This is a genomic window from Streptomyces sp. NPDC086519, from assembly GCF_040686075.1.
In the GTDB taxonomy this organism is placed as follows: Bacteria; Actinomycetota; Actinomycetes; order Streptomycetales; family Streptomycetaceae; genus Streptomyces; species Streptomyces shenzhenensis.
Map to the genome: position 1 here is coordinate 1 of NZ_JBFBJL010000019.1, position 12813 is coordinate 12813.

General features: G+C 73.9%; 14 protein-coding genes. 3 read left to right on the top strand and 11 right to left on the bottom strand.

Annotated elements, in window-relative coordinates; all coding sequences use genetic code 11:
• Positions 1 to 33 precede the first annotated feature (33 nt).
• From AB0P24_RS19480 to mftA, 9 genes are all read right to left on the bottom strand, one after another.
• Positions 34 to 771 carry a hypothetical protein gene (locus AB0P24_RS19480; RefSeq protein ID WP_365795536.1) on the bottom strand — a complete coding sequence of 246 codons (738 nt, stop codon included), beginning with the start codon at positions 769 to 771 and terminating at the stop codon, positions 34 to 36.
• A 134-nt stretch (positions 772 to 905) separates the two neighbouring features.
• Complete coding sequence (locus tag AB0P24_RS19485) at positions 906 to 1076, bottom strand: hypothetical protein (protein WP_365795538.1); 171 nt, start codon at positions 1074 to 1076, stop codon at positions 906 to 908.
• Positions 1073 to 2254, bottom strand: coding sequence for a hydroxylase (locus AB0P24_RS19490; protein WP_365795540.1), 1182 nt, complete (start codon positions 2252 to 2254; stop codon positions 1073 to 1075). Before AB0P24_RS19490 ends, AB0P24_RS19485 begins: the two co-directional genes overlap by 4 nt.
• 128 nt (positions 2255 to 2382) lie before the next feature.
• Positions 2383 to 3768 carry a mycofactocin biosynthesis glycosyltransferase MftF gene (mftF, locus tag AB0P24_RS19495; protein WP_365795542.1) on the bottom strand — a complete coding sequence of 462 codons (1386 nt, stop codon included), beginning with the start codon at positions 3766 to 3768 and terminating at the stop codon, positions 2383 to 2385.
• On the bottom strand, positions 3765 to 4658 hold the full coding sequence (mftE, locus tag AB0P24_RS19500; RefSeq protein ID WP_365795544.1) for a mycofactocin biosynthesis peptidyl-dipeptidase MftE: 894 nt from the start codon (positions 4656 to 4658) through the stop codon (positions 3765 to 3767). Before mftE ends, mftF begins: the two co-directional genes overlap by 4 nt.
• Positions 4659 to 4675: 17 nt before the next feature.
• Positions 4676 to 5917, bottom strand: a complete 1242-nt coding sequence (gene mftD / locus AB0P24_RS19505) for a pre-mycofactocin synthase MftD (RefSeq protein ID WP_365795546.1) — start codon at positions 5915 to 5917, stop codon at positions 4676 to 4678.
• On the bottom strand, positions 5910 to 7166 hold the full coding sequence (gene mftC / locus AB0P24_RS19510; RefSeq protein ID WP_365795548.1) for a mycofactocin radical SAM maturase: 1257 nt from the start codon (positions 7164 to 7166) through the stop codon (positions 5910 to 5912). Before mftC ends, mftD begins: the two co-directional genes overlap by 8 nt.
• On the bottom strand, positions 7163 to 7438 hold the full coding sequence (gene mftB, locus AB0P24_RS19515) for a mycofactocin biosynthesis chaperone MftB (protein WP_365795550.1): 276 nt from the start codon (positions 7436 to 7438) through the stop codon (positions 7163 to 7165). Before mftB ends, mftC begins: the two co-directional genes overlap by 4 nt.
• A 10-nt stretch (positions 7439 to 7448) precedes the next feature.
• Positions 7449 to 7586, bottom strand: coding sequence for a mycofactocin precursor MftA (mftA, locus tag AB0P24_RS19520; RefSeq protein WP_365795552.1), 138 nt, complete (start codon positions 7584 to 7586; stop codon positions 7449 to 7451).
• 169 nt (positions 7587 to 7755) lie between these two features.
• Here mftA and mftG point away from each other — a divergent pair, with 169 nt between their 5' ends.
• The gene (gene mftG / locus AB0P24_RS19525; protein WP_365795554.1) at positions 7756 to 9300 is read left to right on the top strand and encodes a mycofactocin system GMC family oxidoreductase MftG; all 1545 of its coding nucleotides are present in this window, start codon (positions 7756 to 7758) and stop codon (positions 9298 to 9300) included.
• Between the two features lie 23 nt (positions 9301 to 9323).
• Here mftG and mftR read toward each other — a convergent pair whose 3' ends face one another.
• A complete protein-coding gene (gene mftR, locus AB0P24_RS19530) occupies positions 9324 to 9956 on the bottom strand; it encodes a mycofactocin system transcriptional regulator (RefSeq protein ID WP_365795556.1) in 633 nt (210 codons plus the stop codon).
• 346 nt (positions 9957 to 10302) lie between these two features.
• Between mftR and AB0P24_RS19535 the strand changes: the two genes are divergently transcribed.
• Together AB0P24_RS19535 and AB0P24_RS19540 are read left to right on the top strand one after the other, a co-directional pair.
• A complete protein-coding gene (locus tag AB0P24_RS19535) occupies positions 10303 to 11490 on the top strand; it encodes a histidine kinase (RefSeq protein WP_365795558.1) in 1188 nt (395 codons plus the stop codon).
• The gene (locus AB0P24_RS19540; RefSeq protein ID WP_365795560.1) at positions 11478 to 12137 is read left to right on the top strand and encodes a response regulator transcription factor; all 660 of its coding nucleotides are present in this window, start codon (positions 11478 to 11480) and stop codon (positions 12135 to 12137) included. The genes AB0P24_RS19535 and AB0P24_RS19540 overlap by 13 nt, the downstream gene beginning before the upstream one ends.
• A gap of 144 nt (positions 12138 to 12281) precedes the next feature.
• Here AB0P24_RS19540 and AB0P24_RS19545 read toward each other — a convergent pair whose 3' ends face one another.
• Positions 12282 to 12710: a hypothetical protein gene (locus tag AB0P24_RS19545; protein WP_365795562.1), complete on the bottom strand. Its 429-nt coding sequence runs from the start codon at positions 12708 to 12710 to the stop codon at positions 12282 to 12284.
• Positions 12711 to 12813 lie beyond the last annotated feature (103 nt).

The following is a 12813-nucleotide window of genomic DNA, read 5'->3' on the forward strand; positions in this document are numbered from 1 at the left end:
GTCGACGCGGAGGTCACGGCCACCGCCCCCGGCTCAGACGGTCAGCGGCTCGGACTCGGCCGTGCCGGCCAGCTCGCGCTCCTCCGACCTGATCGCCTTCAGCAGCACATAGGGGGTGGCGATCTTCCAGACGAAGTAGGTCAGCGAGGGGATCGTGTTCGCGAGCACGCCGTTCCAGGCCAGCGGCCCGCTGTGGTTGAGATAGACGAAGGCCCCGGGTATCAGGAGCACTCCCAGCACGACGCTGAGCCAGCCGTACCAGCGCGGGAAGACCTGGCGCTCACGGCGGTCGATGAACGCCGCGTATCCGATCGACCAGACCTGGAGGACGAAGATGCAGGCGTTGCCCACCAGCATGAGCCAGAACGTGTCGCTCATCGCGGCGAGCACGTCCGGCGAGTGGATGTCCGGCCGGTACGCGGCGGCGGAGAGAATGGCGAGGGGGAAGAAGAACCCCAGCGGGGCGACGACGCCCGTGGTCAGCTGGATCATGGACAGCAGTCCCCAGCCGCCCTCGACCCGCTTGAGCTGAAGGCTCGTCACCACGACGTAGGGGTACTCGAAGGGGACGGTCAGCACCATGATCACCGTGCACCACAGGATCCCGGTGCGGTGGTCCTGAAGGAAGGTGGCGATGTCCGCGGGGCTCTTCGTCGGGCTCATCGGGGTGAGGATGCCTCCGGCGCCGAACGCGGCGATGAAGCCGATCAGCAGCACGACTCCGCACCACGCCGAGATGCGCTCCAGTCTGATGTAGAGGTCTTTTCTCAACTGCGGCTCCCTTGTGTGCCGGCCGGCGTCCACCGGCCGATCTCGTCCCAGCCGACGAGCCTGTCCAGCAGCAGCGCGGCGCTGGACAGGTAGTCGCCGTATCCGCCGCGGAAGAACAGCGGCGGGGTCTTCGACTACGCGACGCGCAGGGCGTGAAAGGTGCCGACGGTCACGCCGTGCGGCCGCTCCCCGGCGTCCGTGGTGGTGAGCGCGACCACGCTGGTGGGGAAGTCGCCCAGGACGTCGCGGGACCGGCGCCCGTCTGTCCCATCCGTCTCCCGGCGCGGGACGGCGCCGTCCCTCATATGACGGCCCGCATCGACTCGGGCAGGTCGAGCCCCATCTGTGCCAGCGGGTACGCGTGGTACGCGGTGCCCGGTACGTGGATCATGTGCTGGAGTCCGACGTGCGCGTCCCGCCAGTAGCGCTGGATCGGGTTGCCCTTGCGGATGGCGTTGCCGCCGGAGCGCGCGAAGATCTCGTCCAGCGCGGAGACGGCACGCCAGGCGCAGCGGACCTGGTTGCGCCGTACGGTCGCCCGGTCCTCGATGGTCACCGGCCTGCCGGCCTCGATCTGGTCGTACATCCGGCTGATGCCGTCGACGAGTTGCACCCGGGACGCGGCGATCTCGGCCGCGGCCTCCCCGGCGGCGTAGAGCACGTACGGGTCGTCGCGCACCTGGATGCCGGTCACGGCGACCCGGTCCTTCTGCTGGGAGAGGTGGAGGGCGAGCGCGCCCTCGCAGATGCCGATGACGGCGGCGGTGATCCCGAGCGGGAACATCGAGGCGAACGGCAGCTTGTAGACGGAGTCGGTGAGTCCGGCCGCCTCGGCGGCCGCACCGGCCTGGACCCCCTCCTGCCGGATGGTGCGGTACTCGGGGACGAACGCCTTGTCGACGACGACGTCCTTGCTGCCGGTGCCGGAGAGGCCGACCACGTCCCAGGTGCCGTCGACGATCTCGTAGTCCGAGCGGGGCAGCACGACGTGGAGGACGGTGATCGGCCCGGCGGGCCCGCCCTTCCCGTCCCCTACGAGGGCGCCGAGGAAGTCCCAGCGGCAGTGGTCGCTGCCCGAGGAGAACGGCCAGCGGCCGCTGAGCACATAGCCGCCGTCCACCGGGTCGGCGATGCCGTTGGGCATGTAGGGGGAGGCGATCCAGGTGTCCGGGTCGTCGTCCCACACCTCGTGGGCGAGGCGCGGGTCCATCTGGGCCAGTTCCCACGGGTGGACCCCGACGACCCCGCACACCCAGCCGGCGGCCCCGTCGTGCCGCGCGACGGCCATCACCGCCTCCGCGAAGTCCCGGGGATGAGCGCCGAAGCCGCCGAACTCCTTGGGCTGCAGCAGCCGGATGACGCCTGCGGACTTCAGCAGGTCGACCGTCCGGTCGCTCAGCCTGCCGAGTGACTCGTTCTCGTCTGCCAGTGCGGCCAGTTCGGGACCCGCCTCCTCGACACGGCCGACCACTTCGTGCGTCACTCCGCCCACCTCCTGGTGACTGGTCCATCGCCCGCTCCGCGCGTCGCCTGCGGCGGGATGGCCCAAGTGTCGGGGCAGGCGGCGGGCCCCGGCCGGGCGCTTTCCGCTGACCGGGACTGCGGGTCGCCTCAGCGGGTGACGCGGGGCAGGAGCGCGGCGACGGAGCGGGCCCGGAGCGCGGAGAACCACACGCCGGCTCCGTAGGCGAGGTCGTCGAGGCGGCGGGCGAGGCCGTAGCGGAGGGGGTCGAGAGTGGCCTGATCGTGCCGGTACTCCAGGGCGACGTCGGCCAGCGCGGCGACGGCGGTGGCCCGTCGTACCCGGTGGGAGAGCGCGCAGCCGACGGCCGTCAGCGGCCACCAGTGACGGGTCAGCAGCGCCCCGGTCTGGGCCAGGGTGGCGAGGGCTCCGTTGCCGGTGAGCCGCACGGCCAGCCGGTACGGGTACCGGGTGCCGCCGAGTTTGCGGGCGATGCGCACGGTGACCACGCCGAGGACGCCCGCCGCGGCCGGCGCCGACCAGCGCCGCCCGCAGAGCAGCGCCGCGGCGAACGCGACACTCCACGGGGCGAGCACTACGGGCGCGACGGACTCGGGGTGGCGCTCGGCCAGCGGCTGCGCCCCGGTGCCGTAGAAGGCCTTGCGCCGCAGCCAGTCCCCGAGGCGCGCCCGGTGTTCGTGGGCCGCCCGGACGGCCGGTTCGTAGCGCACCCGGCGGCCCTCCGCCACCAGCCGCCAGCACAGGTCGACGTCCTCCCCGACCCGCATGCCGGCGTCGAAGCCCTCCCCCAGCGCGTCGACCCGGGCCACCACGCAGGCCGAGGAGGCCCAGGAGACGGGGGTGCCGGGGCGCACCGGGGCGGGACGGGCGCCGAGGTCGAGGGAGGACCGGGAGTTCTCGTACCGTTCGATCCAGCTCGCTGCCGGGCCGGGCAGGCCGGTGATCCGGGGTACGGCCATCGCGACCCGGGGATCCGCGAAGTGCCGCAGCAGCGTCGGGACCGTGTCGGGATCCAGTACGACGTCGGAGTCGGCGAAGACCACGTAGGGGGTGGTGACGAGGCGGAGCCCGGCGTTGCGCGCGCCGGCGGGTCCGACGTTGGCGGTCAGGGCGACCAGCCGGGCTCCGTGTGCGGCGGTGACGGCGGCGACGGCGGCCGGGTGCCTGGAGGCGTCGTCGACGACGATCACCGGGTGGTCCGTGCCGATGCTGCGCAGGAGTCGGGCGAGTTGCCGGGGGCGGTCGCGGACCGGGACGACGACCGTGCAGCGGGGGTCGGCGGGCGCCGGGAGGGAGTCGGCCACGGGATGGGCCAGGCCCGTGTCGAGCAGCCGGTCCGCGAGGAGGGCGCTCGCCGCGTCGCGTACGCGAAGGGAGCGGCCGTCGAGCAGCCGGCGCGCTCGCGGGGTCAGTCTGAGCAGCCGGGTCGGGTGGCCGCCGAGGAGCGCCCGGCCGCCGTCGACCACGCGCGCGTGCCGGTCGAGTTCGACGACGAAGCCGCGGGGAAGGGTCATCGGCCGGCCGGCTCGGGCAGCGGGTCCGGATCGGCGAGGCGGCCCCGGTCGTCGGCGTCCCACGCGGTGATCCGGCGGACGGTCGCGGACACCATCGCGTCCAGCGAACCGCGGCCCTCCTCGGCCGACGCCCCGGCCGGATCGCCGAGCACGCCGGAGGGCGAGACCGCCCGGACGCCACGGGCCGTCAGCTCCGGCAGGAGCACGGACAGGGGGCGTGCGTCGCCCGCGACGGCGTCGTCGAGGCGGACCCGCCCGGGTTCGAGGTGGAGCAGCAGGGAGGTCTCGGCGCGGCCGGCGTGCGCGTCGCCGCCGGGCACCTCGCAGCCGGTCCAGACGGCGTCGTGGCCCTCGGCGCGCAGCTGGGCGAGGGCCCTGTCGAGGGTGGCCGTGTTGCCGCCGTGGCCGTTGACGAACACGATCCGGTCCGCCCACAGGGACAGCGAGCGGGTCAGCTCCACGATCACCGCGCGCAGCGCCACGTGCCCGATCGAGGCGGTCCCGGGGAAGTCGGCGTGCTCACCGCTCGCGCCGTAGGCCAGTGCCGGCGCGACGAGCGGCGGGGCGTGCGTCGGGGTGGTGAAGGCGTCGGCCGTCCGCCGGGCGACGGCGCGGGCGACGACGGTGTCGGTGTCGAGCGGCAGGTGCGGGCCGTGCTGCTCGGTGGAGCCGACCGGGACGAGGACGAGCGCACCGGACGGCACGGCCGGCCAGACGGCGTCGGCCAGGGCTGACGTCATGGTGCCGCCCACCGTGTGGTTGCTGGTCGTGTGGTTCCCGACCACGTGGTGGCCCACCGTGGAGTTCCCGACCACGTGGTGGCCCGCCATGGGTTTGCCGACCATGTGGCTCCCCACCATGTCGCCCGCCGCCATGTCCCCCATCACCATGTCGCCCGCCGCCATACTCAGGCGGCCGTGGACCCGGCGTCGGCCGGGAGTGCCGCCGGGGCCGCGGTGGCCGCCGGTACGTCCGCGCCGCCCAGGGTGAGCCGGAAGCCGGGAGGTATCGCCAGGTCGTCCGGCCCCAACTCGTGCACGGAGGAGTGGCCGAGGCCCAGGACGGCCGAGTCCAGCCCGCCGCGCAGGATGTCCAGGACGTTCTCCACCCCGGCCTGCCCGTTCGCCGCGAGTCCCCAGAGGTAGGCGCGGCCGATCAGTACGGCGCGGGCGCCGAGGGCGAGCGCCTTCGCCACGTCGCCGCCGCGCCGGACACCGCCGTCCAGCAGGACCTCGACCTGGTCGCCGACCGCTTCCGCGATGGCGGGCAGAAGCCGGATGGTGGCCGGGGTGGTGTCGAGGTTGTTGCCCCCGTGGTTGGAGACGGAGAGCGCCGACACCCCGGCGTCGACCGCCCGCCTGGCGTCGTCCACCCGGGACACGCCCTTGAGGAGGAAGGGGCCGCCCCACTCGTCGCGGAGCCATGCGATGTCCTCCCAGGTGGGCGGCGTGGTTCCCATCCACTCGCCGTAGGCGCCGAAGAAGGTGGGCGCCGTAGCGCCGGGAGCCGCCAGGTTGGGGACGGTGAGATCGGGGACACGTCCCGACCTGGCATAGCGCCACAGCCACCCGGGCCGGTGCAGGACGTCGGGGGCGAACCTCAGCATGGTCCTCAGGTCGAGTCTGTCGGGGATGGCGGGGCTGCCCCAGTCGCGGCCGTGGGAGAAGGACCAGTCGAGGGTGACGATGAGCGCCTTGGCGCCGGCCGCGCGGGCCCGGTCCATGCGCTGCACCATGGTCGCGCGGGTGCCGCTCCAGTAGAGCTGGAAGAAGAGGTCCGGCTGGGCGTCGGCCACCTCCTCCACGGGCTTGCTCGCGAACGAGCTGAGGCCCATGATCACGCCCCGGCTCGCAGCGGCCCGGGCCACGGCCACCTCGCCGTCCGGGTGGACCGCCTGCACCCCGGTCGGTGAGATGAGCACGGGCAGCTCGGTGGGCACGCCCAGGACCGTCGTGGACAGGTCGCGCTCCGCGTGATGGCCCACGACGCGTGGCGCGAAGCCCAGTTCGGCGAAGGCCGCCATGTTGTCGTCGATGGTGCGGCCGCGCTCCGAGCCCGCGACGAGCGCGCCGTAGACCGGGCCGGGCAGTCGCCGTTTCGCCCGGCGCCGAGCCTCAGCGACCGTCTCGAACCACGGGTTCCTACGCATGGGTTCGGCCCCTTCCGGAGGGTGTCGGGTCCAGCCCGGCCAGCGGACTCTCGGCGCAGTCGCCGACCGGCGGGCGGCGGGTGAGGACCAGGTCCACGGGACGGGGAGAGGCCCGGTGGGAATGGTCACGGGACGGCCTGGGGAGGTGCGCGGTCCCGGCCGGGCGCCGGGCGAGGCGTTCCGTGCCGTAGCCCTGCACGCACTCGGGGTCCGGCCCGTCCAGGGGCAGCCCGGTGAAGAACTTCGCCGCCATGCAGCCGCCCTTGCAGGTGTCGTAGAACGTGCAGGAGGCGCAGGCTCCGCCGTGCTGCGGGGTCCGCAGCCGCCGGAACAGCTCCGAGCCGCGCCAGACCCCGGGAAAGCCCCCGGGCTCGCGGACGTTGCCGGCCAGGAACTCGTCGTGGATGGCGAACGGGCAGGCGTAGACGTCGCCGACCGGGTCGATCAGGCAGACGACGCGTCCGGCACCGCACAGGTTCAGGCCCGGGAGTGCCTGGCCGTAGGCGGAGAGGTGGAAGAAGGAGTCGCCGGTCAGCACGTGCTCGCCGTGGGCCAGCAGCCAGTCGTACAGCTGCCGTTGCTGCGCGGCGGTCGGGTGCAGGTCGTCCCAGACGTCGGCGCCGCGGCCGGAGGGGCGCAGGCGGGTCAGGCGCAGTTGCGCGCCGTAGCGGTCGGCGAGGGCCTTGAAGGCGTCCAGCTGCGGGATGTTGTGCCGGGTGCAGACCACGGAGAGCTTGAAGTTCCGCATGCCGGCGGCGGCGAGGTTCTCCATGGCCGTCACCGCCGTGGCGTACGAACCGGGGCCGCGCACCGCGTCGTTGACGTCCGCGGTGGCGCCGTCGAGGGAGACCTGGACGTCCACGTAGTCGTTGCGGGCCAGGCGCTGGGCGGCTTCGGGGGTGATCCGGACGCCGTTGGTGGAGAACTTCACGCCCACGTGATGGCTCGTGGCGTAGTCCAGCAGTTCCCAGAAGTCGGGGCGCACGGTGGGTTCGCCGCCGCCGATGTTGACGTAGAAGACCTGCATGGCCTCCAGGTCGTCGATGACGGCCTTGGCCTCGGCGGTGCTCAGCTCGCGCGGGTCACGGCGGCCGGAGCTGGACAGGCAGTGGGCGCAGGCCAGGTTGCAGGCGTAGGTGAGCTCCCAGGTCAGGCAGATCGGCGCGTCGAGCCCGAGCTCGAACAGGTCGGCCAGCCGGGACGCGGCGGCCGTGGTGGACGTGGTGGACGTGGTGGACGTGGTGGTCATGAGGTCCTCCCGACGACCATCGACGACTGGACGAGGACCGCGAGGGCCCGGCCGTAGCGCGGCAGTTCGTCCTCTGCGAGGCCCGCGGCCAGGCAGGCGGCACGGGCCGTGGGCGCGTCCGCGAGCGCCTGGACGACGGCGAGCAGCCGCCGGTCCTTGAGGAACGACAGCTTGCGGGTGCCGAAGTGGTAGAGCAGCGCACCGAAGGGTTCCGGCCGCACCGAGACCTGCGGATGCAGGTCCCAGCCCCGGTCGAGGTCCATCGCGGTCATGCGGCGGCGCCTAGTAGACGCCGCACATGCCGTCGATGGAGACCTCCTCGATCAGCTCGTCGGCCTCGATCAGCGACTCTTCGGCCGGGGTCCTCTCGTCCGGGTTCTCGGTGGCCGGGACGGGCGGGGTGACGTGGAGCTCGTTCATGCGACTCTCCCTGGGCATCGCTCCCATCGGACATCCGGAGAATAATGACACCGAGTGCCGAAAGTGAAGAGGGCGGACCGTACGGAGCGTTCGAGGGGGCACGGATGAAGATCACCGCACCCGAACGGGACTTGACGCCGTGTCACCTCCCGACGGCGGGCGGACCCCGGTGAGACGCCCCGACGTCATCGTCGTCGGGGCCGGTGGCAGCGGCGCCGTGCTCGCGGCGCGGCTCAGCGAGGATCCCGGCCGGACCGTGCTGGTGCTGGAGGCGGGACCGGCGCCGCGCCGGACGTCGGAGTTCGCGCCGGAGTTGCTGGACGCCCGGCTGGTACCGGGGGCACGGCCAGGGCAACAGGCCGTCCAGGAGTACGCCGTGCGCCTCGGCCCGGGGCGCCCGTACACGGTCGTCCGGGGGCGCGTCCTCGGCGGCTCGACGGCCGTGAACGGCGGGTACTTCGTCCGGGCCCGGCGGGCGGACTTCGACCGCTGGTCGGCCGCGGGCGGCGCGGCCTGGTCGTACGCCCGGATGCTGCCGTTCCTGCGCGCCCTGGAGACCGACCTGGACCATGGCGCCGACGCGGTGCACGGCGGTTGCGGGCCGGTGCCTGTCGGCCGCACGGATCTCGGTCATCCCGCCGCCGTCGCGTTCCGTGCGGCGGCTCGGCGGCTGGGCTTTCCCGAGGAACCGGACAAGAACGCCCAGGGCACCCCGGGATTCGGGCCGGTGCCGTGCAACGTCGTGGACGGAGTGCGCGTCAACACCGGGATCAGCCACCTGCTGAGCGCCTCCGGCCGCCCCAACCTCACGGTGGAGGGGGACAGTACGGTCCTGCGGGTCGTCGTGGAACGCGGTCGCGCGAGCGGTGTGGTGGTGGAGCGGCACGGGTGCCGCAGGACGGTGCGCGGCGGTCAGGTCGTGCTCTGCGCGGGGGCGTTCCGCTCGCCGCAACTGCTGCACCTGTCGGGCATCGGGCCACGCCGCCTGCTGGAAGCCCTCGGCATCCCGGTCGTCCAGGACGCCCCGGCCGTCGGAGCCCGGTTCGGCGACCATCCGCAGGTGGTGCTGGAGTGGGCGCCCCGGCGGCCGCTGCCGGCGCCCGTCGGCTCATGGCTCGGCGGCGCGCTGCACCTCACCTCGTCGGGCAGCGACCACCCGGGCGACCTGGAGATCCTGCAGTCCCTCGTCCCGATGGCCGGCCTGACGGCCGGGACGGTGTCCGTGCCCGGCGCGCCCCTCGCGTTCCTCGTCTGCGTCCAGACACCGCGGCTCACCGGCCGGATGCGCACCCGGTCCGCCGATCCCGCGACGCCGCCGCTGATCGACTACGGCTATCTGCCGACCGCGGCGGACCGGCGGCGCATGCGCGAAGCGGTCCGCGCCACGGCCGAGCTGGCCGGTACGGCCGACTTCGGGGAGGTCTCCGCAGGGCTCAGGGAACCGTTGGCGGACGTGGTGGCCGACGACCGGCTGCTCGACGAGTGGATCCTCGGGCATCTCGGCACCTCCCACCACACCTGCGGCACGGTCCCGCTGGGCCCCGCCGGTGACCCCCGGGCGGCCGTCGACCCCTACGGCAGGGTGCACGGTGTCGCCGGTCTGCGGGTCGCGGACACGTCCGTCCTGCCGACGCCTCCGACGCGGGGCACCGCGGCCACCGCCGTGCTCATCGGCGAGGTCGTCGCCGACGCCATGCGCCGCGGCCTGACGTGACCGGCACCGGGAGCCGGGCGCGGTCAGTCGCGCACGGGCAAGTGGCCGTATCCTTCAGCGAGTTGCCGGACGGCTCGATCCAGCAGGCCGCTCAGGTCGGCGTCCTCGTCGGCCAGCCACTGCTCGTACGCGGTGACGCACGCCGCCAGGACGGTGCCGCCGATCAGCCGGGGCAGCAGGTCGGCGGTGGGACGGCCCAGGCGCCGGGCGGCGAACTCCGTGACCAGGGCCCGCCAGGACGCGTAGCGCACGGCCGAGTCCGCCTGGAGCGTCGGCACGCTCAGGATGAGGGTCATGCGCTGCCGGTGCCAGGGCACCACCGCCGGGTCGAACCGGTTGAACTCGACCACGGCCTCGCGCACCGCGTCCATCATCGGCGTGTCCGGGTCGGCCGCCGCCAGCAGGGCGTCGAGCCGGGCCAGTTGTTCCTCGAAGTCGCCCCACACGAGGTCGTTCTTGGAGGCGAAGTAGCGGAAGAAGGTGCGTCGGCCGATCCCCGCCGCGGCGGCGATGTGGTCGACGGTCGTGTCGTCGAAGCCGTGCCGGGCGAAGAGTTCGAAGCCCAGCCGTTCGAGCGCGGCCCGTGACGTCGCCCGTGGCCGTCCTGTCCGGGCGGGTCCCGCACAGACCGCCGCGTTGCCCCGGGGCGGCTCCATCCGCGATCCCTCCGTCCGGCACGACCGCCGCCCCCGAGGAGCGACCCGGCGGCCCGTGCGCCGCCTCCGCCCATCCTCGCATCGCATGGGACGCCCGGTCCCCCCGGGCCCTCGTCCCGCCGCCCGCGCGGGCACGCAGGCACGCGGGCACGCGGGCACGCCGCTCCGGCTTCCGCTTCGGACTGCGGACTGCGGAAGACCGTCCGGTCAAGCGCGATCGCCTGCCGAGCACCGCACGAGCGGCGGCCGGCCGCCGACGGGCGGCGACAGCGGCGCCGCCTTTCAGGCTCCGCCCTCCACCAGAGAGAAACTTGCGTGAGTCAAGTAAAACACTTAGCTTCCTTTCATGTGGAAATCGGTGCGGCGTGCCGCGCGGGCCACGGCCCACCTCTTTCTGGCCGCCGCGACGGCGTTCGGGATGTGGATCTTCATCACCGTCCTGCTGATCACCGCCATCGGCACGCTGCTGGTCGTCGGTGTCTGGCTGCTGCCCGAGACGGTGCTGCTGATCCGGCGGATCGCGGGCGCCAAGCGGAGCCTGACCGCCGCCTGGACCGGGGTGCGGATCCCCGAGGCGTACCAGCCCCTGACCGGGACGGTGCGCGAGCGGGTGGTCACCGCCGTACGGGATCCCGGCACCCGCACCGACGCGCGCTGGATGCTCGCGCACTGGTTCTACGGCGCGCTGCTCGGCGTCGCCCTGCCGCTGTGGCCGGTGGGGCTGGTCGTCGACGGCCTGTGGTGCGGGCTGCTGCGCCGGGAGGCGGTCGTCCTGCCGTTGATCGCGCGGCTCGCGGACCTGGAGGCGGACTGGTCGACGGCGCTGCTCAAACCGTCCCCGCAGGCGCTCCTCACGGCCCGGGTCGAGGAACTGGCCGCGACCCGCGCCGACGCGATCAGCGCGCACGAGGCCGAGCTGCGCCGGATCGAGCGGGATCTGCACGACGGCGCGCAGGCCCACCTGGTGGCGCTGTCCGTGCGCATCGGGCTCGCCAGGCGCGCCTACGGCGGTCATCCCGAGACCGGTCTCCGGTTGCTCGACGAGGCCCAGGAGCAGGCCGAGAAGGCGCTGACGGAGCTGCGTCAGGTCGTGCGCGGCATCCATCCGCCGATCCTGAGCGACCGCGGCCTGACCGGCGCCGTACGGGCGCTGGCGGCGGGCTGGGGGTCGCCCCGCACGAGTGAAGCCGGGACTGCGGGAGGACTGGACGTGGCCGTGGACGACGGCGGCCTCGGCCAGGGGCCGCGGGCGCCCGCGGCGGTGGAGGCCGCCGCCTATTTCGCGGTGGCCGAATCCCTGACCAACGTCGCCAAGTACAGCGGGGTGTCCCGTGCCGAGGTCCAGCTGGTCCGCGTCCGGCGCGGCCTGCGAGTGCGGGTCCGGGACGAGGGCCGCGGCGGCGCGGACGAGACCGGCGGCTCGGGGCTGCTCGGCATGCGGCGGCGGGTCGCCGCGCTCGACGGAACGATGGAAGTGTCCAGTCCGGTCGGGGGACCGACCGTGATCGAAGTGGAGTTGCCGTGCGTGTGGTGATCGCCGAGGACAACGCCCTGCTGCGGGAGGGGCTGGTCCTGCTGCTGACCTCGTCCGGGCACGAGGTGGTGGCCGTCGCGGGCAGCGGGCCCCAGATCATGCCCGCGCTCCTGGAGCACAGGCCGGACGTGGCCGTGCTCGACGTGCGGATGCCCCCGGGCTTCCGCGACGAAGGGCTGCGGGCGGCGCTGGAGGCACGCGAGCGGATGCCCGGGCTGCCGGTGCTGGTGCTCTCGCAGTACGTCGAGGAGTCGTACGCCGGTGAGCTGCTGGGCGGCGGGACCAGCGGGATCGGGTATCTGCTCAAGGACCGGGTCGGCCGGGTCGACGACTTCCTCGACGCGCTCGAGAGGGTGGCCTCGGGCGGTACCGCGCTGGACCCGGAGGTCGTGGCCGAACTCCTGACCCGCCGCAAGGACTCACCGCTCGACTCGCTCACGCCCCGCGAGCGCGAGGTGCTGGCGCTGATGGCCGAGGGCCACGGCAACGCGGCCATCGCCAGGACCCTCGTGGTCACCGAGCGCGCGGTGCACAAACACATCGGCAACGTGTTCCTCAAGCTCGGCCTGCCCCCGAGCGACGGCGGCCACCGCCGGGTGCTGGCCGTCCTCGCCTACCTGGCCCACACACCACAGCCGGGAGCGTGACGCGGCGGGAGGGGCCCGCCCGTCCTGGCGGCCCCTCCCCCGGCTCGGCGGCCGCGGCGGATTCCGGGGCACACGGCCTCTCAGCCGCCGCCCGGGCCGGCGCGGGCACCGGGCGGCTCGGCCCCGCGCCGGTAAGGTCGCGGCCTACCAGCCGGTGGCCGAGGTTTCGGTCGTGCCGTCCTCGGCCCGGCCGGCGCCGGACCTGCGCCGGCCCGACACCAGACCGCCCGCCGCGCCCAGGGCGACCAGGCCCATCCCTGCGGCGGTGGCGATGCCCTTCGCGCCGTCGACGGTGAAGTAGGCGATGGCGGCCACACCGCCGTTGAAGAGGAACAGGAACCACAGGACGGGCCGGGTCGACAGGAAGGCCTTGATCTTCGGCTTCCTCGCGATGCGGGTGCCGGTCAGCAGCGAGACGGCGATGCCGGCGAAGGTCGCCACGGTCTTCGCCGTGCCGTCGAGAACGGCGCCCGCCCCGCCCGTGGCGGCGGCCAGGCCCGCGCCGAAGAAGGACCAGAGCAGCAGGTCGGCGAAGAACGACGTGGCGGTGGCGAGCGGCGACTTGGCGGTCATCGGACATCCTTGGGACGAGGGGCTTCTCGCCCCGGGAATCTCTGACCACCACAATCCCGGCGCTCCCGCGCGGCCACGAGGGAGCGCGCTCCCGGACCGCGGG